General features: G+C 70.4%; 14 protein-coding genes. 7 read left to right on the forward strand and 7 right to left on the reverse strand.

The window, feature by feature from the left end:
* Positions 1 to 13: 13 nt before the first annotated feature.
* Positions 14 to 652, reverse strand: coding sequence for a response regulator (locus FXO19_RS14655; RefSeq protein ID WP_149195852.1), 639 nt, complete (start codon positions 650 to 652; stop codon positions 14 to 16).
* Between the two features lie 181 nt (positions 653 to 833).
* Between FXO19_RS14655 and dgcN the strand changes: the two genes are divergently transcribed.
* The 4 genes from dgcN to gltS are packed head-to-tail and all read left to right on the forward strand — an operon-like array spanning position 834 to position 5,736.
* Positions 834 to 1,886 (forward strand): N-acetyltransferase DgcN, encoded by a 1,053-nt coding sequence (gene dgcN, locus FXO19_RS14660; protein ID WP_149195853.1) that lies wholly within the window; start codon positions 834 to 836, stop codon positions 1,884 to 1,886.
* Positions 1,871 to 2,887: an N-acetyl-D-Glu racemase DgcA gene (gene dgcA / locus FXO19_RS14665; protein ID WP_149195854.1), complete on the forward strand. Its 1,017-nt coding sequence runs from the start codon at positions 1,871 to 1,873 to the stop codon at positions 2,885 to 2,887. Before dgcN ends, dgcA begins: the two co-directional genes overlap by 16 nt.
* A complete protein-coding gene (locus FXO19_RS14670) occupies positions 2,884 to 4,521 on the forward strand; it encodes an N-acyl-D-amino-acid deacylase family protein (RefSeq protein ID WP_149195855.1) in 1,638 nt (545 codons plus the stop codon). The genes dgcA and FXO19_RS14670 overlap by 4 nt, the downstream gene beginning before the upstream one ends.
* Before the next feature lie 3 nt (positions 4,522 to 4,524).
* Positions 4,525 to 5,736, forward strand: coding sequence for a sodium/glutamate symporter (gene gltS / locus FXO19_RS14675; RefSeq protein WP_149195856.1), 1,212 nt, complete (start codon positions 4,525 to 4,527; stop codon positions 5,734 to 5,736).
* A gap of 17 nt (positions 5,737 to 5,753) precedes the next feature.
* Here the strand turns inward: gltS and ggt are convergent, their stop codons facing one another.
* Positions 5,754 to 7,496: a gamma-glutamyltransferase gene (ggt, locus tag FXO19_RS14680; RefSeq protein WP_149195857.1), complete on the reverse strand. Its 1,743-nt coding sequence runs from the start codon at positions 7,494 to 7,496 to the stop codon at positions 5,754 to 5,756.
* A gap of 97 nt (positions 7,497 to 7,593) precedes the next feature.
* Positions 7,594 to 10,398: a TonB-dependent receptor plug domain-containing protein gene (locus tag FXO19_RS14685; protein ID WP_187775803.1), complete on the reverse strand. Its 2,805-nt coding sequence runs from the start codon at positions 10,396 to 10,398 to the stop codon at positions 7,594 to 7,596.
* A 310-nt stretch (positions 10,399 to 10,708) separates the two neighbouring features.
* Between FXO19_RS14685 and FXO19_RS14690 the strand changes: the two genes are divergently transcribed.
* Together FXO19_RS14690 and FXO19_RS14695 are read left to right on the forward strand one after the other, a co-directional pair.
* Positions 10,709 to 12,385, forward strand: coding sequence for a gamma-glutamyltransferase family protein (locus tag FXO19_RS14690; RefSeq protein WP_149195859.1), 1,677 nt, complete (start codon positions 10,709 to 10,711; stop codon positions 12,383 to 12,385).
* Between the two features lie 53 nt (positions 12,386 to 12,438).
* Positions 12,439 to 13,338, forward strand: a complete 900-nt coding sequence (locus FXO19_RS14695) for a LysR family transcriptional regulator (RefSeq protein ID WP_149195860.1) — start codon at positions 12,439 to 12,441, stop codon at positions 13,336 to 13,338.
* A gap of 44 nt (positions 13,339 to 13,382) precedes the next feature.
* Here the strand turns inward: FXO19_RS14695 and FXO19_RS14700 are convergent, their stop codons facing one another.
* From FXO19_RS14700 to FXO19_RS14715, 4 genes are read right to left on the reverse strand one after another with little or no spacing between them, the layout of a single operon-like run.
* Positions 13,383 to 14,135 (reverse strand): SDR family NAD(P)-dependent oxidoreductase, encoded by a 753-nt coding sequence (locus FXO19_RS14700; RefSeq protein WP_149195861.1) that lies wholly within the window; start codon positions 14,133 to 14,135, stop codon positions 13,383 to 13,385.
* A 32-nt stretch (positions 14,136 to 14,167) separates the two neighbouring features.
* A complete protein-coding gene (locus FXO19_RS14705; protein ID WP_149195862.1) occupies positions 14,168 to 15,448 on the reverse strand; it encodes an MFS transporter in 1,281 nt (426 codons plus the stop codon).
* A complete protein-coding gene (locus tag FXO19_RS14710; RefSeq protein WP_149195863.1) occupies positions 15,445 to 17,709 on the reverse strand; it encodes an alginate lyase family protein in 2,265 nt (754 codons plus the stop codon). The genes FXO19_RS14705 and FXO19_RS14710 overlap by 4 nt, the downstream gene beginning before the upstream one ends.
* Positions 17,706 to 19,925 (reverse strand): polysaccharide lyase 6 family protein, encoded by a 2,220-nt coding sequence (locus FXO19_RS14715; protein ID WP_149195864.1) that lies wholly within the window; start codon positions 19,923 to 19,925, stop codon positions 17,706 to 17,708. Before FXO19_RS14715 ends, FXO19_RS14710 begins: the two co-directional genes overlap by 4 nt.
* Positions 19,926 to 20,160: 235 nt before the next feature.
* Between FXO19_RS14715 and FXO19_RS14720 the strand changes: the two genes are divergently transcribed.
* On the forward strand, positions 20,161 to 23,121 hold the full coding sequence (locus tag FXO19_RS14720) for a TonB-dependent receptor (protein ID WP_149195865.1): 2,961 nt from the start codon (positions 20,161 to 20,163) through the stop codon (positions 23,119 to 23,121).
* Positions 23,122 to 23,190: the final 69 nt, after the last annotated feature.

Genomic DNA, 23,190 nt, shown 5'->3' on the forward strand with positions numbered 1-23,190 from the left:
ATGTCGATACGGCCTAGATCTCGTCGTCGCGCTCGAGCGCCTTGACCAGCACCGCGGCCTGGGTGCGGCTATGGCACTCGAGCTTCTTCAGGATCGCGGTGACGTGCACCTTCACCGTGTTCTCGGCCAGCCCTAGCGCGTGGGCGATCTGCTTGTTGAGCAGGCCGTCGGCCAGGCACATCAGCACCCGGAACTGCTGCGGGGTCAGTTGCGCCAGGCGCGCGGCGAGCCGGGCGTCGTCCTCGGAACGCTCGACCGTCAGCGGCGGGAACCAGCTGCCGCCGTCGAGCACCGCGGCCACCGCCTGGCCGATCGATTCGGCCGGTGCCGACTTGGAGATGAAGCCGGCTGCGCCGAACTGCTGCACGCGGCGCACAATGCGCGGATGGTCGTTCGACGAGATCACCACCACCGGCAGTTCCGGCCGCTCGCCGCGCAGGTAGACCAGCGACGACAGTCCGCGCGCGCCGGGCATCGCCAGGTCGAGCAGCACCAGTTCGATCGCCGGGTCGGCGGCCAGGGCTGATGTCAGCGCCGACGCGCTTTCGGCCTCGACCACGCGGATCGCACCGAAGTTGTCCTGCAGGGCATGCAGCACGGCGGCCCGCAACAGCGGGTGGTCGTCGGCGATGAGGATGGTCGGGGCGTCCATGGGAACAGTCTGGCACGGCGCGACACGTGCCGCCGCCGCGCATAACCTGCGGTTATGCGTGACGGGCGTCTTTTCAATGGTGCGCGCCCGGCGTGATGCCTATGGTGGCCGCAGGGCCGGCACTCTCGGCGGTAGCGCCGGCCCCTACTCCGGAACCTGCCGACAAGGAATGCGTGACCCGATGTCCCGACCCGATGAAGCCCGCGCCCATTTCGATCCCGCGGCGGGCTGGCCGCCGCCGTTCCTGCTGTACCTGGGCAACGCGCACGACGACCTCGCCGCCAAGACCGCGCGCGGCCTGGCGTTCTGGCGGCCCGAGTGGTGCGTGGGCCAGTTCCGCGATGCCGACTGCCGCACCACGCTCGGCCTGGTCGACATGGACTTCGCGCAGGCGCGCGCCGCCGGCGTCAATACCATGATCGTCGGCGTGGCCAACGCCGGCGGCCGGATGGACCCGCGCACGGTGGCGCACGTGGTCGCGGCGCTCGACGCCGGCATGAACGTGGCGTCGGGCCTGCACGAGCGGCTCGGCTCCCATCCCGAGATCGCGGCCGCCGCGCAGCGCAACGGCCGCGTGCTGTTCGATGCGCGCGAACCGCCGAAGACGCCGGTCGGCACCGGCGCGCGCCGCGCCGGTCGCCGCCTGCTCACCGTCGGCACCGACTGCTCGGTGGGCAAGATGTACACCACGCTGGCGCTGGAGCGCGAACTGCACCGGCGCGGCATGCGCGCGGACTTCCGCGCCACCGGCCAGACCGGGATCTTCATCGCCGGGCGCGGGGTGCCGATCGACGCGGTGGTGGCCGACTTCATCTCCGGCGGCATCGAATGGGTATCGCCGGCGCGGCTGGACGACGGCTGGGACCTGATCGAGGGCCAGGGTTCGCTGTACCACCCGTCCTATGCCGGGGTCTCGCTCGGCCTGTTGCACGGCGCGCAGCCGGACGCGCTGGTGCTGTGCCACGAGCCCGGCCGCCCGCACATGCGCGCCCTGCCGCACTTTCCGCTGCCCGACCTGCGCGAGTGCCTGCAGGCCAACCTGCGCGCGGCGCGGCTGACCAACCCCGACGTGCAGGCGGTCGGCGTGGCGCTGAACACCTCGCGACTGGCGCCGGCGGCGGCCGTGCGCGCCTGCCGCGAAGTGGAGGACCTGCTGGGCCTGCCGGCGCAGGATCCGGTGACCATGGGCATGGACCGGATCGTCGACCGGCTGCTCTCGTGCTTCGCCGCCTGATCGCGCGCCACCGGAGCTGGCCGCTGGCCGCGCCGTTCCGCATCTCGCGCGGGGTCAAGCATTCGGCCGAGGTGGTGGTGGTGGAGATCCGCCAGGGCGCCATGAGCGGCCGCGGCGAAGGCGTGCCCTACGCGCGCTACGGCGAGTCGGTCGACTCGGTGCTGATGCAGGTGCGCGCGGTCGCCGGCCTGGTGGAGGCGGGCGCGACGCGCGAGGATCTCGCGCGGTCGCTGCCGCCGGGCGCCGCGCGCAGCGCGATCGACGCCGCGCTGTGGGACCTGGAGGCGGCCGCCAGCGGCGAGACGGTCTCCGCCGCGCTCGGCCACGGCCCGCTGCAGTCGCTGACCACGGCACTGACCGTCGGCCTGGACATGCCCGAACGCATGGCCGAGGCGGCGCGTTCGTTGGCCGGCGCGGCGCTGGTCAAGGTGAAAGTGGACGCGAGCCGTCCGGAGGCGCAGATCCGCGCGGTACGCCGGCACTGCCCGGACGCGCGGCTGATCGTGGATCCGAACGAGAGCTGGAACATCGACCTGCTGCGCACGCTGCAACCGGTGCTCACCGAGGCGCGCGTGGACCTGGTCGAACAGCCGCTGCCGGCCGCCGACGATGCCGCGCTGGCCGGGCTCGGCCCGGCGGTACCGATGTGCGCCGACGAGTCCTGCCATGTCGGCGATGACCTGCCGCGCCTGCGCGGCCTGTACCAGGTGGTGAACATCAAGCTCGACAAGACCGGCGGCCTGACCGAAGCGTTGCGGCTGCTGGCCGCCGCGCGCGCGGACGGGTTCCGGATCATGGTCGGCTGCATGATCTGCAGTTCGCTCGGCATCGCGCCGGCGCTGCAGGTGGCGCGCGAGGCGGAATTCGTCGACCTGGACGGCCCGCTGTGGCTCGAGCGCGACCATGCCGGCGGCGCGCGCGCGCATGCCGGGCTGCTGTCCCCGCCCAAGCCCGGGTTCTGGGGCGAGCCGGTGCCGCTGGCGTTGCGGGGCGCACGATGAGGCGCGCGCTGGGCAGTGCGCTGCTGTGCGCGGCGCTGGCGGCCTGCACCGCCCAAGACCCGACGCCCCGCGCGGCCGCCGACCTGATCATCGCCGGCGGCCACGTGCACGACGGCAGCGGCGCCGCGGCCGTGGTCGCCGACGTGGTGGTGACCGGCGACCGCATCGTCCACGTCGGCCCGGATGCGCACCTGCGCTTCGACGCCGCGCGCACCCTCGACGCGCGCGACCGCATCGTCGCGCCGGGATTCATCGATCCGCACACCCATCCCGACCGCTACATCCGTTCGGGCGACGCCGGCCAGCGGCTCAACGCGCCGTGGCTGTTCCAGGGCGTGACCACGCTGTTCATCGGCGGCGACGGCGGCGGCACCCCGGACGTGGCGGCGGACCGCGCCTGGTTCGAGCGCCACGGCGTCGGCACCAACCTGGCCGCGTACGTCGGCTTCGGCGCGGTGCGCACGCGGGTGATCGGGCGCGACGACCGTGCGCCGGACCCGGAGGAACTGGCGCGCATGCGGGCGCTGGTGGCGAACGCGATGTGCGAGGGCGCCTTCGGCCTGTCGACCGGGCTGTTCTACGCGCCGCAGAGTTTCGCGACCACCGACGAGGTGGTCGCGCTGGCGCGCGAGGCCGCCCGCCGCGGCGGCCGCTACGACACCCACCACCGCGACGAGTCCTCCTACGGCCTCGGGCTGATGGATTCGCTGCGCGAAGTGCTGGAGATCGGCCGTCGCGCCGGGCTGCCGGTGCACATCGCGCACATCAAGGCGCTCGGCACCGACGTGCACGGCAGCGCCGACGCGGTGGTCGCGATGATCGCGGCCGCGCGCGCCGGCGGCCAGGCGGTCAGCGCCGACCAATATCCGTGGTTGGCGTCCGGCACCCAACTCGGCGCGGCAGTGCTGCCGCGCTGGGCGGTGGACGGCGGCCGCGCCGCGTTGCTGCGCCGGCTCGAGGACGCGCCGACGCGCGCGCGGATCCGCGCGGAGATGGCGGAGAACCTGCGCCGCCGCGGCGGCGCCGACAGCCTGCTGCTGGTCAGCGAGGGCCAGGAATGGAGCGGCAAGACCCTGGCCGCGATGGCACGCATGTGGGACGTCGATCCGCGCGACGCCGCGCTGCGGGTGATCGCCAGCGGCGGCCTGCGCGACGACGACGCGCCGTCACCGGAGCGGGTCGCCTCGTTCAACATGGACGAGGACGACGTCGAGCGCTTCATGCGCCAGCCGTGGGTGCTGACCAGTTCGGACGGCAGCGACGGGCATCCGCGCCAGTACGCCAGCTTTTCGCAGAAGTACGCCCGCTACGTGCGCGAGCGCGGCACCCTGACACTGGAACAGTTCATCCACCGCTCGACCGGATTGACCGCGGAGACGCTGGGGCTGGAGGAGCGCGGATACCTGCGCGCCGGCTACCATGCCGACGTGGTGGTGATCGACCCGAAGCGTTTCGCCTCGCGCGCCGACTACGTGCACCCGCGCCGGCTGTCGGTGGGCGTGGAGCACGCGCTGGTCAATGGCACGCCGGTGATCGCCGACGGACGCCTGACCGGCGCGGCGCCCGGGCGCGCGCTGCGGCACCGGCCACCGGCGGCAACCTGTCCGATCCAACCCGGAGCTCCGGAACCATGACGCATGCTTGAACTCGACGCGGTACAGACGCTGGCCCTGGCGGGCCTGACCCTGTTTCTCGGCTACGCGCTGTGCCGCGCGATTCCGGTGCTGTCGCGCTACAACCTGCCGGCGCCGGTGATCGGCGGGCTGGTGGTGGCGCTGGCGGTGCTGGTGGCGCACACGCAGGACACCACGCTGTTCACGCTGGACACCAGCCTGCAGACGCCGCTGATGATCGCGTTCTTCACCACCATCGGCGTCAATGCCAGCGTCGCGCTGCTGAAGATCAGCGGCCGCCAGGTGCTGCTGTTCCTGGCGCTGGCCAGCGGCTTCGCGGTGGTGCAGAACCTGCTCGGCATCCTGGTGGCGACCGGCTTCGGCCTGCACCCGCTGTTCGGGGTGCTGGCCGGATCGACCACGCTGACCGGCGGGCCGGCCACCGGACTGGCGTTCGCGCCGCTGTTCGAGGAGGCGGGGGTGGCCGGCGCCGAATCGGTGGCGCTGGCCTCGGCGATGGCCGGCATCGTCTGCGGCGGCCTGATCGGCGGCCCGGTGGTGACGATGCTGATCCGGCGCTTCCACCTGCGCACGCCGGAGCCAACGCCGGACGCCACGGTGGCGGCGATCGCCGCAGTCGCGGACGGCGGCGACGACCCGGCCCCGGACGAGGCGGCGCGCGAGTTCGGCGCGCTCAAGAGCATCGTGGTGATCCTGGTGGCGATGTGGCTCGGCTCGTGGGTCAGCGCCGGCATCTCCGCGACCGGCCTCACCCTGCCCGCTTACGTGGGCGCGATGCTGGTGGGCGCGCTGATCCGCAACATCGACGACCGCACCGGCTGGATCGGCCTGCCGGTGCGCACCACCGACCTGATCGGCAACATCTGCCTGGCGCTGTTCCTGGCAGTGGCGCTGATGAACCTGAAACTGTGGGAGCTGGCGGGCCTGGCCACGCCGCTGCTGGTGAACCTGGCGCTGCAGGTGCTGATCGTGGCGCTGTTCTGCGGCGTGGTGTTTCGGCTGATGGGCCGCGACTACGACGCGGCGGTGATGGGCGGCGGCTTCATCGGCTTCATGCTGGGCACCACCGCCAACGCGATGGCGGTGATGCGGACCCTGGTCGAGCGCTACGGCCCGGCGCCGCGCGCGTTCCTGGTGGCGCCGCTGGTGGGCGCGTTCTTCATCGATTTCACCAACGCGCTGGTGATCACCGGGTTCATCAACTTCTGGCACTGAGCCCGCGCCGTTGTCGCTCACTCCGCGGCGACGGTCGCGCCCGGGCGCCGCGGATCGGCCGCGCCCTCGACGCCGTCCGGCCCGACCAGCAGGGTCTGGGTGCTGCCGATGGTCTCGTCGGCGACCACCTGGTGGCCGCGCGCGGCGAGGATCCGCAGCGTGTCCGGGCTGATCCCGCGCTCGATGCGCAGCTCGCCCGAGCCCATGTCCTGGTGGATGCGCGGCGCGTGCGTGGACTCGGCGATGTTCAGGTCGAAATCGACCACGTCCACGATCGTCTGCATGACGGTGCCGGGAATGGTGTTGCCGCCGGGGCTGCCGGTCACCATCCACAGCCGGCCGTCGCGGAACAGCATGGTCGGCGACATGCTGGAGATCGGCCGCCGCCCGGGCGCGAGCGTGTTCGCGCTGCGCACGCGGCCGTCCGCGCGTTCGGCGGCCTGGTCGCCGAGCGAGAAATTGCCGATCAGGTTGCCGAGCAGGAACCCCGTGCCCTCGATCATCACCCCGGAGCCGAAGTCGGCGCCGATGGTGTAGGTGTTGCTGACGGCATTGCCGTCGGCGTCGATCACCGACAGGTGCGTGGTCTCGGTGCTCTCGAACGCCCACGGATCGCCGGCGTCGACCTCGTCGGCCGGGGTCGCGCGCGCGGGATCGATCAACGCCGCGCGCGCGGCGGCGTAGGCCTTCGCGGTCATGCCCGCCAGCGGCACGTCGACGAAGCCGGGATCGCCGGCGTGGCGGATGCGGTCGCGCCAGGAGAGCTTCATCGCCTCGGCCATGCGGTGCAGCGCATCCGCCGAACGCGCGCCGGCCGCGCGCATGTCGAAGGTCTCGAGCAGGTTGAGCATGGAGACGATGCCCGGGCCGCCGCCGCTGGCCGGCGGCATCGTCGCCACCTCGACGCCGCGGTAGCGGCCGACCAGCGGCTCGCGCGCGATGGCGCGGTACGCCGCCAGGTCCTCCAGCGTCAGCAGGCCGCCGTGGCGGCGCATGCCGTCGGCCAGGCGCTGCGCGATCGCGCCGCGATAGAACGCGTCTGCGCCGTGTTCGGCGATCTGCCGCAGCGACCAGGCCAGGTCGGTCTGCACCAGCCGCTCGCCGGCGCGCAACGCGCTGCCGTCCTGGTGCAGGAACACGGCGGCGCCGGCGGCGCTGCGGGCCAGCCGCTCGCGGCCCCAGTCCAGCGCGAAGGCCTCGTCGCGGCTCAGCACCACGCCCTCTTCCGCCAGCCGGATCGCCGGCTGCAGCAGCGTGGCCCAGGGCAGGCGCCCGTAGCGTTCATGCGCCAATGCGAGCCCCGCGACCGTGCCCGGCACGCCGGCCGAGCGGTAGCCGGCGGACTGGTCGCCGGACAGTTCGCCGTTCCCGTCGAGGTAGGCGTCGAGGGTGGCCGCGGCCGGCGCCGCCGAGCGGTAGTCGATCGCCACCGTGCGCTCTTCTTCGGCCAGGTGCACCAGCATGAAGCCGTCGCCGCCGATGTTGCCGGCGCGCGGCAGGGTCACCGCCAGCACGAACGCAGTGGCCACCGCCGCGTCGACCGCATTGCCACCCTGGCGCAGGATCCCGGCGCCAGTCTGGCTGGCGAGCGCGTTCTGGCTGACCACCATGCCGCGCGCGCCGATCTCCGGTTTCTGGATCGCGGCGTAGTTGAGCAACTGCCGCGTCTGCGCGGACACGGTGCAGACGGTGCAGCAGGCGAGCACCACCGCGAACAGCAGGCGCGCGAGCGAGCGCGGCGGGACGGAACGGAATGGCATGACGTCTCTCCCGGCCCGCGGCGGAGACCGACGCACATGCGCGCCGGGAGACGGACGCGACGATCGGGCCGTGCCCGCCGCGCCCGTGGTGCCGCCCTCAGAACTCGAACCGCAGCCCCACGGTGAAGTAGCGGCCGACCACGTCATAGAGGGTGGCATTGATCCCGTTGCTGTCGGTGGCGATCACCACCGGATCACGGTCGAGCGCGTTGTCGATCCGGAAGTACGCCTCTATCCGGTCGCCGGCGAAGGCGTAGGATCCGAACAGTCCCAGGTACCAGGTGCTGGGCACGGTGTTGTCGTCGATGTCCACGCCGTGCACCCAGTCGTTGCGCAGCACGCCGGGACCGATGAAGCGCGCCGAGGCGCCGAGCCGGGCCGGGCCGCTGCGGAAGGTCGCGGTGGCCAGCGCGCGCCACTTCGGCGCACCATCGCGGTTCTCGCCGGCATAGTCGTGGCTGGAGAACGGCGTCTCGCGGGTATCCTCCAGCAGGCGGCTGGCGACCACGCGGAAGTCGAGGTCGGCATCGTTGCCCAGAGTGGGCAGGCCATGCCGGTACGACAGGTCGACATCGACGCCGCGGACCTTCTGGTTGGCGATGTTGATCGGCTGGATCAGCAGTTCGGTGATCGTGCCGGAGGCGTCGCGGGTGACGAACTGGCACAGCGACTGGTCGCCGTCGTAGCAGCCGTCGACGGTCTCCTGGTTGCTCAACGTGGAGATCGCGTCCTTGATGTCGATGCTGTAGTAGTCGATCGCGCCCTGCAGGCCGGGCAGGCCGGCAGGCGTGAACACCACGCCGAAACTGGTGGTGTCGGCGATTTCCGGGTTCAGGTCCAGGTTGCCCTGCGAGATGCGCAGGATGTTCTGGCGCACGTCGCCGTTCCAGCGGTCGAGCACGTTCTGGCGCTGGGTCAGCCCCGCCTGGTAGAGGTTGCTCAGGTTGGGCGCGCGGATGTCGCGCGAACGCACGCCGCGCAGCAGCAGCGACTGCAGCGGCCGCCAGGTCAGTCCCGTCTTCCACGGCACCTCGATCCCAGAATAGCTGTAGTCGGCCACGCGCACCGCGCCGTTGAACTCCAGCGTCTCCGCCAGCGGCATCAGCACTTCGGCGAAGGCCTCGTTGACCCGATTCGAGCCGCGGGTGGGCAGGAAGTTGCCGAACAGCCACTCGCGCCGCTGTCCGGCCTCGTCGCTGCGGCCGCGCACGCTCTCGCGGCGATGCTCGGCGCCGAACGCCAGCGTCGCCGGTCCGGCCCAGGTGGAGAACGCTTCGCCGCTCATGCTCGCCGAAGCGACCTGCTGGGTGACGGTCTGGTCGATCCACGGCGAACCGTTCACCCAGTCCAGCGCCGGATCGTCGGGCGCCGCGCCGCCGAAGGTGTTGAGCGGCACGCAGCCGTTGCCGGGATCGGCGAGGCTGGAGCGGCAGACGATGCGCCCGCTGTCGGGATCCACCACCGCGTCGATCGCCTGCGCCAGCCGCCCGCTGTTGGCGACGTTGAGCACGCGCGTGGACAGCCGGCTCTCGCCGTACTGGTAGTACGCGTCGACATCCCAGGTCTCGCCGACCATGCCGCTCAGGCCGACCACGGCGCGGTAGGTATCGACCTCCACCCGCGGCGATGCGACCCCCAGCAGCAGGCCGTAGGGGGCGCTGTCCACACCGGCTTCGGCCATCGCGGCGCGCGTCTGCGGATCGAGATAGGGATTGTCGTCGCGGATGGTGAGGCTGCCGCCGAAGTAGTTGTAGGACGAATTGGTGGTCGCCACCGAATTGGCGGCGCTGGCCTCGGCGAACAGTTCGAACGCCTCGGAGATCTCGAATGAGGCGCGGCCGAACACGTTCTTGCGGCGCACGTCGCCCTTGAGCGACATCGCCGCGAAATGGCCGTCGAGCTCGCCGCCGGAAGAGTTGGATCCGGTGAGATCGAGGGTGCCGTAGTCGAACGGGCGCGGCGAGCCGTCGGGATCGAACGTGGTGCCGCGCAAGGGACCGCCGGTGATCAGGCCGCCGAAGGCCTCGTTGGGGCGGTTCAGGAACGGCACGGTGATGCGGTAGGGCTGGCCGTTGTTCTCGGTCCAGTCGGGATTGATCATGTTGCCCCAGCCGCGGAACCAGTCGCGGTCGCGCGCCGCGCCGATGCCGTCGCTGTGCGCGTACTCGGCGTTGAGCAGCAGGTGTCCGCGCCCTTCCGCGAACGGCCGGCCGAAGGTGAGGCCGATGTTCTGCTGGCTGTCGTCACCCTCGGCGGACTCGCCGAACTGCACGTAGCCCTTGGTGCCGGTGTAGCGCGTGTCGAGCAGGAAGTTGACCACGCCGGCCACCGCATCGGAGCCGTAGACCGACGACGCGCCGCCGGTGACCACGTCGACCTGGCGGATCAGCGCGTTCGGCAGGCCGTTGGCGTCGACGTTGCCCTGCAGGTTGGAGCCGACGAAGCGGCGACCGTCGACCAGCACCAGGGTGCGGTCGGTGCCGAGGCCACGCAGGTTGAGGCGGTTCATGCCGGTGGTGCCGGAGCTGATCGAGTTGTTGCCCTGGGTGGTGGTGGCGTCACCGACCAGCGAGGGCATGGTGTTGAGGTAGTCGGCGATGTTGTTGGGCGCGGCGAGTTCGATCTGCTCGAAATCGATCGTGGTCACCGGCGTCGGCGATGCGTAGCCGGCCTTGAGCACGCGCGAGCCGGTCACCTGCACCGTGTCGAGTGTGGCGGCCGTATCCTGCGCGGCAGGTGGTGGCGCCTGCGTCGGCTCTGCGGGATCCGCCGGATCCTGTGCATCTGCGGTTGCGGCGGGCGCCGGCACGGACTGCGCCGCGGCGGCGGCGGGAAGACCCAGCCCGCCGGCGAACAACAACGCGCTGCCGGAAAGAAGGGTGACGATCCTGATGGCGCTCATGCTCATGCTCTCCCCGGAGTCGGATGCGGTCGGGAGGTACGGTCCGTGTGTTTCGCGCTGCAGTCGTCCCTGCTGCCCTCTACCACGGAGAGTGGCCGCGGATGGCGTGTTTGTCGTGCAGGATTGCTGGGCAGCGGTATAACTTGAGGCTATGGCGCATCCATAACCGCAGGTTATCCGCGTGCGATGCAAGGTGAGTTGTGCAATGCGCGGTGGCGGCTAGTCTGGTGGCATGCGCACATGCCCCACTCCGTTGCTTCACCGGCCTCCCGCCGTCTTGGATCCGCTGCGTCGTGGTGGCGCACTGTGGATGCCGTTGTTGCTGTCGTCGCTGCTGCTGGCGGCATGTCGCACGCCCGGCGCCGGCGGCGATGCCGGCACGGATCACGGCATGGTCGTGGCCGCGCATCCGCTCGCGGTGGAAGCCGGCACGCGCATCCTGCAAGGCGGTGGCAGCGCGATCGATGCGGCGGTGGCGGTGCAGATGATGCTGGGACTGGTGGAGCCGCAGAGCTCGGGCATCGGCGGCGGCGCGATCGTCATGACCTACGATGCGTCCACCGGCGAGGTCACCGGTTATCTGGGGCGCGAAACCGCGCCCGCCTCCGCCTCACCGGCAATGCTGCGCGACGACGACGGCCGCGCGCTGCCGCGCGCCGAGGCGATGCTGGGCGGCGTGGCCACCGGCGTGCCCGGCGCGGTGTCGGCATTCGCCGCCGCGCACCGCGCGCACGGGCGCCTGCCGTGGGCGGCATTGTTCGGCGACACCATCGACCGCGCCGAAGCGGGCTTCGTCATCGGCCCGCGCCTGGCGCGGCACATCGATGGCCGCTTCCCGCAGGCCTCGGCACCGGACGTAGTCGGCTACTTCTCGCATCCCGACGGTACGCGCATGCAGGCCGGCGACCGGCTGCGCAATCCCGACTACGCCGCAACGCTGCGCACGCTGGCGCGCGAGGGCGCCACCGCGCTCCATCGCGGCGAGATCGCCGCCGACATCGTTGCGCGCACCGCCGCACCACCGCTGGCAGGCGGCATGACCACGGAAGACCTGGCCGCGTACACGGCCGAGACCGTTCGCCCGCTGTGCCGGCCGCTGCGCGCCTACGTGCTGTGCGTGCCGCCGCCACCGGCCAGCGGCGTCGGCCTGTTGCAGTTGATGCTGCTGCTGGACGGGACCGACATCGGCACGCGCGGCGCGGACGATCCGCGGGCCTGGTTCCTGTTCGCCGAGGCGAGCCGTCTCATGTATGCCGACCGGGATCGGTACGTGGGCGATCCGCGCTTCGTGTCCGTTCCCGTCGACGGCCTGCTCGACGCCGGTTACCTCGACGCGCGCCGGGCCCTGATTGGCGACACCGCGGCCCCGCAATACGCGGCCGGAACGCCTGCGGGCGCACCGCCGCGCGTGGACGACGCCACCCGCGAGCCGGCCGGCACCAGCCACTTCGTGGTCGTCGATGCGCAGGGCAATGCGGTCTCGGTGACCACCACGGTGGAGTCGTACTTCGGCTCCGGGCGCATGGTGCGCGGCTTCTTCCTCAACAACCAGCTGACCGATTTCTCCTGGGCGGACGCGGACCGGCCAGTGCCGGCAGCGAACGCCGTGGCGCCCGGCAAGCGCCCGCGCTCGTCGATGACGCCGGCGATCCTGCTCGACCACGACGGCCGGTTCCTCGGCGCGATCGGATCGCCGGGCGGCAGCGCGATCCCGGCCTACATCGCCAAGGCCCTGACCGGCGCGTTCGACTGGGATCTGCCGCTGGCGCAGGCGATCGCGCTGCCCAACCTGGTCGCGCGCGGCGAACGCGTCGACGGCGAGGCGACGCGAATGTCGACCGAACTGCGTGCGGCGCTGGCGCGCCGCGGCATCGAGGTGCGCCCGGGCGCGGGAGAGGACTCGGGACTGCACGGTGTGCTGCTGCGCGACGGGCGGCTCGACGGCGCGGCCGACCCGCGGCGCGAGGGTGTGGTGGGCCGCCCATGAGCGCGGCACCAGTGCTGCTGGCCGCCGCGCGCGCGGTGGCCTAGGATCGGCCGATGCGCTTTCGCCAGATCGAAGTCTTCTACGCCGTCTACACCACCGGCTCCATCAGCGCCGCCGCGCGCTCGCTGCATGTCTCGCAACCCTCGGTCAGCAAGGTGCTGCACCACACCCAGTCGCAGCTGGGACTGACGCTGTTCACGCTGGTGCGCGGCCGCCTGGTCGCCACCGACGAGGCGCATGCGCTGTTCCTCGAGGTCGCCGAGATCTTCAAGCGCCTGACTTCGCTGCAGAAGACGGTGAGCAACATCAAGAACCTCGGCGGCAGCCACATCCGCCTGGCGGTTGTGCCCTCGCTCGGCCTGCACGTGGCGCCGATGGCGATCATGCGTTTCCGCCGCGAGCATCCGGAAGTGACGTTCGACGTGCAGACGCTGCACCACGACAACCTGTTCGAGGCCCTGTACGAGCGCACCTGCGACATCGCCGTGGCCTACGATCCGCCGGCCCATCCGCGCATGCAGCGGCGCGAACTGGACACCGGCGAACTGATGCTGCTGTTCCAGAAGGGCAGCCTGCCCGACGTGGGCGCGAGCGTGCCGCTGCGACTGCTCGACGGCCAGGACATGGTGGGGCTGACCACCAGTGGCCCGGTCGGCGACCTGTTCGCGGCCGAGGTGCAGCGCCACAACGTCTCGATCCGCGAGGTCGTCTCCAACCAGACCTTCTACATCGCCGCCGCGCTCACCCGCTGCGGCGCCGGCATGGCCGTGGTGGACGAATTCACGGCGCGCGCCAGCATCGACGAGGCCACCGCCTTCCGTCCGTTCGATCCGGCGATCCGGTTCAAGGTCGAATGCGTGTACCTGGAGGACCGCCCGCCGTCGAAGGCGGCCGACGTATTCGTCGCCACGCTCGCCTCGACATTGCGCGAGATGCGCGTCGCCACGGAATGACCGTGCATGCATTGCCTTCGCCACCCTGCCGAGAAGTTCCACGCTCAGGAGAAGAAGACGCCGCCGTTGACGTCGAAGTTGGCGCCGTTGATGAAGCTGGCGGCACCCGACGCCAGGTACAACGCGGCGTCGGCCGCTTCCTCCGGGCGTCCCTCGCGCCGCAGTGGCGTCGCATTGGCCACCGCCTGGCGCACCTCCGGCTTGGTGAACTCGTCGTGGAAGCGGGTCGCGATCATGCCGCAGCACAGCGCGTTGACCCGGATGCCGCGCGGGCCGAGTTCCTTGGCCATGGCGCGGGTGAAGGTCATCACCGCGGCCTTGGAGGTGGCGTAGATCGCGGCGCCCGGGCCGCCGCCGTCGCGCCCGGCGAGCGAGGCGAAGTTCACGATCGCAGAACCTTCGCGCATCAGCGGCGCCACCGCCCGGGTGGTGAGGTAGACCGACTTCAGGTTGAGGTCCATGACCTTGTGGAAGTAGGCCTCGTCGATCTCGGCCAGCGGCTTGCGCGCGACCATGCCGCCGGCGACGTTGAGCAGCAGGTCGACGTGCTCGCCGAACGCGGCCCGGGTGGCCGCGACCAATCCGGCGACCGCGTCCGCGGAGGTCACGTCGGCGCGATGCACGATGGCGGTGCCACCGCCGGCCTCGACCTGGCGCAGGGTGTCCTGCGCGTTCGCCTCGTCGTTGGCGTAGTTGATGCACACGCGCGCACCCGCCGCCGTCAGCTTCAGCGAGATCGCGCGGCCGATGTCGCGTCCGCCGCCGGTCACGATCGCCACCTTGTTGTTGAAGTCCATAGTGTTGCTTTCCTCGGAATGTTGGGCGGCAGTCACTTGCCTGCCGGGGGGCCGTCGAGCTTCCTGATCGGGCCGGCGATCCACCAGATCGCGATCAACGACAGCGGCACCAGGGTGCCGACCAGGATGAAGATGGGAGCGAAGGATTGCTTGGTCATCACCGGCACGAGCCAAGTCGTGACCAGGGTGCCGGCGACCGCCGCCATGCCGCCGATGCCGGCAAGCGATCCGACCGACCTGCCGTGGAACACGTCGCTCGGCAGGGTCTGGATGTTGCCGATGGCGACCTGGAAGCCGAACAGCACGGCGGCGATGGTCAGCACCGCGAAGACCGGTTGCACGGCCAGCACCGCGCCGAGCAGGCCCGGCGCCATGATCGCGCCGCCGACGGTGATGCTCCATTTGCGTGCGCGTTCCACGCTCCATCCGCGGGCGATCAGCCGGCCCGACAGCCAGCCGCCGAACAGGCTGCCGAACATGGCGCCGACATACGGCACCCAGGCGAAGAGGCCGATCTGCTTGATGTCGAAGCCGAAGGTTTCCGCCAGGTAGATCGGCAGCCACGCCAGGAACAGCCACCAGATCGGGTCGAGGAAGAACCGCGCCAGCACGATGCCCCAGCTCTGGCGATGCGACATCAGTCCGCGCACGCCGGGCGCGTAGACCGGCTGCACGGCATCGCCGGCATCCTCCGGCGCGTCCAGGATCAGCACGCGCTCGGCTTCGCTCACCCAGGGATGGCGGTCCGGGCCGCACCGGTAGATCACCAGCCACGGCAGCAGCCAGACGAAGCCGAGGACGCCGATCACCACGAAGGTGCTCTTCCAGCCCAGCGACAGGAACAGCAGCGCGATCAGCGGTGCGGAGACCACCGAGCCGAGCGACGCGCCGGCGTTGAAGATGCCCTGCGCGAACGCGCGCTCCCGCGACGGGAACCACTCGGCGATCGCCTTGACCGCACCCGGCCAGGCGCCCGCTTCGCTGACGCCGAGCATGGCGCGGAACACGCCGAACGAAAGGATCGAACTGGCGACGGCATGCAGGGCGATCGATACCGACCAGACCGCGACCGACAGGGTGAAGCCGAGCCGCACCCCGATGATGTCGAACAGCCGCCCGAACCCGAACTGGCCGGCGGCGTAGAACAGCATGAACACGGTGACCAGCAGCGCGTAATCTTCCTTGGTCGCGCCGATCTGGCCGGCGATCTCCGGCCACATCACGGCGAGCGCGTTGCGGTCGATGTAATTGACGATGGTGGCGACCGAGATCAGGCCGATGATGATCCAGCGCACGGCGGAGCGTCGCTTCACGGCATGTCCTCGGTCCGGGGTCGGTTGCTGCCGTCGGCGCCGGCCTGCGCGCCGAAGCGGGCATACGCGCCGGTCCAGGCATAGGTGCGGCCGTTCGCGGCCACGCGGTGGGCGCGGCCGGCATCGGCATCGTCGGCCACGGCAAGCGCCAGGGTGGCGCCGGAGGCGAGCGTCAGCACGATCACGTCGGCGTCCTCGCCGCGGACGTGGACGACGTCGCGGACGCGGCTGTCGGCGCCGCGCACGGTCTCGGCGGTGCCGTCGTAGGCGCCGTGCGGCTCCAGCACGCTGAAGAACGCGGCGTCGGCACGGCCGTCCATGCGCTGCAGCAGGGCGGGCTCGCGGCGCAGGTTGAACTCGGGATCGTTGGCGCCGCTCTCCACCAGCAGCGCACGTGTCGGCGCGCTGGCGCCGAAGCGGAAGGTGTAGAAGCGGCCGTCGAGCAGCCAGGTCAGCGCGCGGGTCCGGTCGGAGGCTTCGCTGTCCGCGTCCACCCACAGGTGCTGGTAGCCGTTGGCCTCGCCCAGCACCGGGCGCCCCTCGACGTTGCGGTTTGCCTCGAACCCCACGGTCATGACGTGGCCGTTGAAGTGCAGCGGCAGGTCGTAGCGCGCGGGCGCGGTGCCGTCGACCCGCAACAGGTCCACCGCCACCGGGAAGCGCAGGTCCGGATGCGCCAGCAGCGCCAACGTGCGGGTGATGCCGACGCCGTCGTAGGCGCCGGTCATGCGTGCCGATGCGATCTGCACGCCGTCGGCCACGTCGAACAGCAGCGGGGTCGGCGCGTGCGCCTCGCCGCGCTTCCAGTCGCCGTCGAAGTGGCTGCGCTCGTCCACCACCAGGGTGTTGTGCGCGATCGTCTGCTTGGCCCAGCTGCTGTTCTCCGGCAGATAGGTGCCGCCGGACTTGGCCTCGACGTTGAGGAAGCGCGCGGCGCCATAGTCGGTGACCACGCGCTGGCCGTTGTCGTAGAACAGCCAGTTCAGCCGGTCGAAATGGCCGTGGCCCATGCCCTGGGAGGTGTTCTTCATCACCAGCGCCTGGCCGTCCTCGCCGCCCTCGCGCAAGATCGCCAGGCCGCCGCCGTTGCCGTCGGCGCCGTCGCGCAACATCAGCGAACCGAACCGGTAGGGTTCGGCGCGACCCGCCGCCAGTGCTTCCGCCACGCCCAGGCCCTCGGGCGTCAGCACGGTGCGGCCCTGCCGCTGCGCGATCGACAGCAACCGGTCGTCGCCGCTGCGCGCGTACGCGATCGCGATCGCGGCGACCAGTTCCTCGGTGTCCAGGCCCTTGTCGAGCATGGCGTCGTTGATGGGGAAGAAATAGCCGGCGTAGCTGCTCTGGATCAGCGCATCGACCGCCTTGAGCAGCACCCCGTCCTTGTGCGCGAAGATCTGCCGCCGCGGCTCGTTGCGCGCGATCGCGTTGGCGAAGATCACGAAAGGCGCCAGTGCGTAGCGCTGGTAGTACGGACCTTCCTCGTAGTAACCGTCCGGCGAGAACAGCTCGTCGATCTGCGCGAGGAACCCGGCCTCGCCGTCCCGCGACAGGCCCAGCAGGGCTTTTTCCACCATCTCGCGATCGCGCAGCACGTAGCCGGTCATGCCCACGCCGGCGACCGCCCAGGTGGCGTGGTTGTGGATGCGGTTGAAGTTCTCGGGCGTTTCGTCGGACAGGAAATGCGCCATGCGCCGGAACAGCTGCTCGTCGATGGTGCGGCGGTCCTGCGGATCGAGCGTCTCGCGGATGGCGTCGTAGCCCTGGACGGCGTGCACCAGCCACACCGAATCGTTCAACGTCTGCCAGAACAGGCGTCCGGGAATCTGGCCGCGGCCGGCGGGATGCGGGCCGAGAGCCGGGTACAGGCGCGCGTAGGCCAGCAGCAGGTCGCGCGCGAAATCCGCGTAGGCGCGGTCGCCGGTCAGCCGATACAGGATGCCGGCGCCCTGGATGACCAGATAGTTGCGCTTGTGCTGCTCGTGGGTGTAGCCGCCGCCGGGATCCTTCGGCTGCGGCACGACCACGCCTTCGGCCATCGCCGCGTGCACGCTGCGGGCGACGCGCGCCTGTTCGCCCGCGAACAGCGGGTAGCCCTCGCCCTGCTCCCGCATTCGCCGCCACTCCGGCGCGGAAACCAGCACCGGCGCCGGCCCGTCGGATGCGACCGCGGACGCTGCCGTGTCCGCCTGCGCCGCGCGCGCCGGGGCGACGACGACGACGGCGGCGAGCAGCGCGGCGGCAAGCAGCGCGGCGCCCCTCATTGCAGCGTCGCCGCGGGCACGTCGGAGCGGATCTCCGGCGTGCCGTCGAACCGGTTGCGCTCCGCCACCAGCAACGGCGTGCCGACGGTGCGTTCGAACAGGACCGCGGCGCTGTCCCTGAAATCGTTGCCGACCAGCACGGCGCGCTGCACGCCGTGCAGGCGCAGCGAGGCGCCGGACCGGGTGCCGACGCGATCGAAAGTGGAATCGTGGATGCGGATCTTCGGCCCGAAGGTGCTCTCGTCGGTGCCGCCGCGGTACAGGTCGACCACCGTGCCGCCCACCCGGTGGAACCGCGAGGCCTCGATCTCGACCAGTTCCACGTTGTAGGTGCCGCGGTCGTCGATCTCCGCGGCGGCCGACAGCACAGCGCCGCTGATGTCGTCGACCTCGACCCGGCGCAGCGCGATCACATCGGCCAGGGTGTCCTTGCCGGTGGCGATGACGTCGAAGCCGCGGTTGACGGTGAGGCCTGCGATCCGCAGGTCTTCGAGCACCAGCACGTAGTTCGCCGCGCCGGAACCCGGCGGCACGCGGATCACCGCGTTGCCGGCCTGGTCGGGCGCGGCCTCTCCGACGATCGCCAGCCGGCCGAGTTTCAGCGAGCCGCCGCGCTGGATCTCGAACAGCGTCGAGCGCGAGAAGGCGATCGTCGCCACGCCGTCGCGTGGCCCGTGCAGCGACAGCGGGCGATCGACCTTCAGCACCTGGTTGACCACGTAGCGACCCGGCGCCAGTTGCAGCCGGTCGCCCGCGGCGGCGGCGGCCATGGCCGCCGACAGGGTGTCCTCGCCCGGCGCCACGCTGCGCTCGCCATCGCCGTCGAAGGCGGCGGCCGGGACCTCCTTCGGATACCACGACACGCCGACCTCCTCGCGCGGGACCGGGCGCAGGTCGCGGCGCGCGCCGGCGTCTTCCGGCCGCGCCGGCACCTGCAGTCCGGTCGCCGCGCGGGTCATGGCGACCTCGCGGCCCTGGATGCCGCCTGGGATCCGCGGCGACGCGGCCGGGCTCTGCAGGTTGCCTTCGAAGGCGATGCCGCCCATGTCGCCGAGCACCTCGACCGGGTCGCGGTCGGCCACGATCAGGTTGCGGGCGAGGCGGCTGTCCACCGGCGCGGCCGAGCGCTCCTGGTCCATGCCCAGCCCCAGCAGGATGCTGCGCACGTCGACGAAGGTGTTGTGCTCGATCACCGCATTGTCGACCCGGGTGTAGCGGTTGAGCGGCGAGTCCGGCACGCCGTACATCACGCTCAGCGCGGAGGCGAAGCCATCGCCGGCCAGGCCTTCCAGGTAGTTGTTGCGCACCGTCTGGTTGCGGTTGATGACGCGGATGCCGCCGGTGTGCGGCTCGTTGCCGCCGAGGAACACGTTGTCCTCCACCAGATTGCCGTCGCCGTGGCGCAGCACCATCGCCCCGCGCGACCGGAAGAAGACGTTGCCGCGATAGACGTTGCCGCCGGACTTGTTGGAGACGATCTCGACCTCGCCGTCGCAGCGCTCGAACCAGTTGGACTCGACCACGGTGCGGGAATCGGAAAGCGAGTCGTGGCTGGTGCCGACGCGAAGGGTCTCGCCGCCGTTGGCGCCGAGGTTGGGGCGCGGGCCGAACCAGTTGTGGTCGATGCGGTGGCGGTTGTCCAGCCCCTGCTGCTCGTCGCGGACGACCACCAGGGTCGCGCCGGCATTGGTCTTGCCGACGATGTGGTTGTGGTCGAAGCGGTTGTCGTGCCCGTACAGCGCGACCCAGTGGTCGGACAGGCGGCGATCGGGATTGTTGAAGCGGTCGATCACGATGCCGGAGACGCGGCTGTGGTTGGCGCGCTGTTCGCGCGTGCGGCGGAAGGAGACGACTTCACCGGTCGGCGACCAGCCATCGCGGAACACCAGGTTGGAGACGTGCATATATTCGCCGGCCATGCGCAGGTTCGAGCGGCCGGTGAGGAGCACTTTCCCGGGCGTCTGCGCGGTCAGGGTGATCGGCCGTCCCGATTCACCCTTCCCGGTCAGCACGACCTGGAAGTCGCGCCATTCCCCGTCGGCGAGCACCAGGGTGTCGCCGGGCTGCAGGGATTCGACGGCCTCGGCGTACTCGGCCTGGGTGGCGACCCGCAGCGACCGCCCCTGCGCTGCGCCTGCGGTCGCCGGTAGCAGAAGGCAAAGAGCCGCCAGGCTGCAGCGCAGGCGCCAGGATCGTGTCGATGGAATGTCCCGCATCTCGTTCCTCCCGCCCGGCTGCCATTTGCTGCACCAGCAAGTGGTCAGTCCAATGAAGACTATCTGGTCCGGATATCTGGCGCAAATTTGCTGCAACTGCACATCAAATCTCGCTGAAATGGCCTAGCCAATGAACTAGTGCGATTAAATCTACCAATTGTTTGACATTGGCCGGCAATGGGTGAAACCTCCTGTCGAGCCCGACGACGACGGGCGCCAATTCCGGAGGGAGCACATGCGTCGCCAGCAACAGGTTGCCCGCGTTCACCCGATACGACCCTCGGCGCTGCGCAATGCGCTGTTCTGTGCCATCTGCGCCGCGTTCGGCACCCAGGCGGCGCAGGCGCAGGAAACGCCGGCCCAGCCGCCGCCGGCCGGCCAGCCTTCCGGGCCGGTACCGACGCCGGCCTCCGAGGACCAGGACGCCACCGAACTCGACGCGGTCGTGGTCACCGGCATCCGCGCCTCGATCCAGTCCTCGATCCAGAACAAGCGCGACGCCACCGTGGTTTCGGACGCGCTGTCGGCCAAGGACATCGGCGACCTGCCGGCGCTGTCGATCGGCGAGGCGATCGAGACCATCACCGGCGCGTCCACCCACCGCGAGAAGGGCGGCGCGACCGAGATCTCGATCCGTGGCCTGGGGCCGTTCCTGGGCTCGGCCAGCTTCAACGGCCGCGAGGCGACCAACGGCAGCGGCGACCGTTCGGTGAACTTCAACCAGTTCCCGTCCGAACTGATCAATACCGTCGAGATCTACAAGACCCAGCGCGCCGACTTCATCGAGGGCGGCATCGCCGGCACCATCAACATGGAGACGGTCAAGCCGCTGTCGTTCGGCGAGCGCCGGATCCAGCTCGATGGGCGGGCGACCTATCCGGAATACGACCGCAAGCTCGACGACGGCGAGGGCATCGGCTGGCGCGGCACGGCCAGCTACCTGGACCAGTTCGAGTTCGCCAACGGCGGCAGGCTCGGCGTCTCGCTCGGCGTGCAGAGTCTGGAAAGCAGCAATCCGGAGGAAGTGGCGGCCACCAGCTCCACCTGGAGAGCCTGCGACGCGACGGTGGAACTGTCCGGCAATTGCGACAGCGCCATCAACGACGACCTCTCGGGCAACATCGTCCCGGGCGACCCCAGGGCGGGCAACACGCCGTTCTACCTGGTGCCCAATGGTCGCACCTATCGCCAGATCGTCGAGCACGACGAACGCGATGCGGTGTTCGCGGCGCTGCAGTGGCAGCCCAACGACACCATGGAGGTCAACTTCGACTACCAGTGGTCGGACCGGACCTTCACCGAGGACCGCAGTGAACTCGTGCTTTCCGAAGGCAGGCGCGGAATCAGGAATGCAGTGTTCGACGAGAACGGGGCGATGCAATCGTTCGACGGCCAGAGCGCAATCGAGGCCAACTCCAACTACAAGATCCGCGCCGAGGAATACGAGGGCGCGGGACTCAACTTCCAGTGGCGGCCGAGTGCCGCGTGGCTGTTCTCCACCGACCTGGCGTACTCGCACACCCTGCGCACCGAGAACGACTGGACCACGCGCCTGCGCGCCGACGACGAGGACATCGACGGTGAGGACGTGGCCGGCATCGTCGACGCGCGCCGCGTGAACTACCGCTACGACTACCGCGGCGACATGCCGTCGGTGATCATCGATCCGGCCTTCGACATCACCCGCTGGGAGAACTTCGGCGACGTCCCGCGCATGCGCCGCGACGAACAGCAGCGCGAGCACACCCTGCGCGCATTCCGCTTCGACGGCGCCTACTTTCCCGAGCGCGGCTTCCTGACCGCGGTCAAGGCCGGCGTGCGCCATGCCCGGTCGGATTATCGCGACTACGACGACCGGGTCGAGATCGAACTGGATCGCAACGACAACCTGGACCTGATCCGCGACGCCAACATCGGCTGCCGGGTCGACTTCCCGCAGGACGATTTCCTGGACGAGGCCGGCGGCAACACCATCGAACGCTGGGCGACCTTCGACTCGCGCTGTCTGTTCCGGGCGCTGACCGGGGTGGACGACACCGGCCGCAACCCGGACCTGCGCAACCCGGCCAACAACGACGTAGGCGAGAAGACGCAGGCGCTCTACCTGATGGGCGAATTCGCCTCGGAGTGGTTCGGCCTGCCGGTCACCGGCAATTTCGGCACGCGCTGGGTCAAGACCGATGTACGCGCCATGGGCCTGCGCAGCGACCTGGACGTGATACGCAACGCCGACGGCAGCATCAGCCTGGAGCCCACCGGCGAGTTCGAAACCGAGGTCATCAAGGCGTCCCACGACGTGCTGCTGCCCAGCTTCAACGCCGCGCTGGAACTGACCGAGGACAAGATCCTGCGCCTGGGCGTGTACCGCGCCATGGCCCGGCCCGACCTGAGCGCGATGGGCGCGGGCCGCGTCATCGACATCGAGGACGGCGAATTCGGCAACGTCGGAGACGCAATCGACAGCATCGCCGCCACCGGCAACCCGCGCACCAGGCCGCTGCTGTCCTGGAACGGCGACATCTCCTTCGAGTGGTATCCGAATCCCGACTCGCTGCTCGCCGTGGCGCTCTACTACAAGCAGTTCACCGGCGGCGAGATCCCGGTGCTGGTCGACGAGACGTTCGTGATCGACGGCGAGACCGTGGTGGTGCCGGTGGAGCAGCTCGACACCACCGACAGGAAGAGCGACCTGTTCGGCTTCGAGTTCACCGGCTCGCACCGCTTCTCCTACCTGCCCGCGCCGTTCGACGGCCTGGGCGTCAAGGCCAGCTATAACTACGCCGACTCGAACTTCGAGAACCACGACCTCAGGCTCGGCGACCAGATCGACCCCGAAACCGGCGAGACCACGCCGGGGCTGGTCGAGCCGGCGAACATCTTCGGCCTGTCGAAGCACGTGGCCTCCGGATCGCTGTACTGGACGCTGGGGCCGGTCGATCTGCAGGCGATCTACAAATACCGTTCCGAGTACTACCAGCGCTTCGTCGGCGGCCCGTCCCAGAACCGCTACATCCAGAGCGGCAGCACGGTCGACTTCCGCGCCACCTGGCGCGCGAGCGAGCAGCTCTCGTTCTCGCTGGAAGCTTCCAACCTGACCGACGAACCGCGCATTTCCTACATGCCGGTGCCCGGCAATTTCCACGAGTACCACGGCTACGGACGACGCTATTATTTGGGTGTACGCTACCGCTTCTGAGTACCGGTGCGGTCCGGGACCCCGGTCCGGTGCGGTGGCGGATGCCCCACGTTCTCCAGAGTGCAGACG

Source organism: Luteimonas suaedae (genome assembly GCF_008312895.1).
Classification (GTDB): Bacteria; Pseudomonadota; Gammaproteobacteria; order Xanthomonadales; family Xanthomonadaceae; genus Luteimonas; species Luteimonas suaedae.

Bases quoted from the DNA above. Each gene is read 5' to 3' on its own strand.
- FXO19_RS14655 (WP_149195852.1), bottom strand. From the start codon at position 652: ATGGACGCCCCGACCATCCTCATCGCCGACGACCACCCGCTGTTGCGG.
- dgcN (WP_149195853.1), top strand. From the start codon at position 834: ATGTCCCGACCCGATGAAGCCCGCGCCCATTTCGATCCCGCGGCGGGC.
- FXO19_RS14670 (WP_149195855.1), top strand. From the start codon at position 2,884: ATGAGGCGCGCGCTGGGCAGTGCGCTGCTGTGCGCGGCGCTGGCGGCC.
- gltS (WP_149195856.1), top strand. From the start codon at position 4,525: ATGCTTGAACTCGACGCGGTACAGACGCTGGCCCTGGCGGGCCTGACC.
- ggt (WP_149195857.1), bottom strand. From the start codon at position 7,496: ATGCCATTCCGTTCCGTCCCGCCGCGCTCGCTCGCGCGCCTGCTGTTC.
- FXO19_RS14685 (WP_187775803.1), bottom strand. From the start codon at position 10,398: ATGAGCGCCATCAGGATCGTCACCCTTCTTTCCGGCAGCGCGTTGTTG.
- FXO19_RS14690 (WP_149195859.1), top strand. From the start codon at position 10,709: ATGCCGTTGTTGCTGTCGTCGCTGCTGCTGGCGGCATGTCGCACGCCC.
- FXO19_RS14695 (WP_149195860.1), top strand. From the start codon at position 12,439: ATGCGCTTTCGCCAGATCGAAGTCTTCTACGCCGTCTACACCACCGGC.
- FXO19_RS14700 (WP_149195861.1), bottom strand. From the start codon at position 14,135: ATGGACTTCAACAACAAGGTGGCGATCGTGACCGGCGGCGGACGCGAC.
- FXO19_RS14710 (WP_149195863.1), bottom strand. From the start codon at position 17,709: ATGAGGGGCGCCGCGCTGCTTGCCGCCGCGCTGCTCGCCGCCGTCGTC.
- FXO19_RS14715 (WP_149195864.1), bottom strand. From the start codon at position 19,925: ATGCGGGACATTCCATCGACACGATCCTGGCGCCTGCGCTGCAGCCTG.
- FXO19_RS14720 (WP_149195865.1), top strand. From the start codon at position 20,161: ATGCGTCGCCAGCAACAGGTTGCCCGCGTTCACCCGATACGACCCTCG.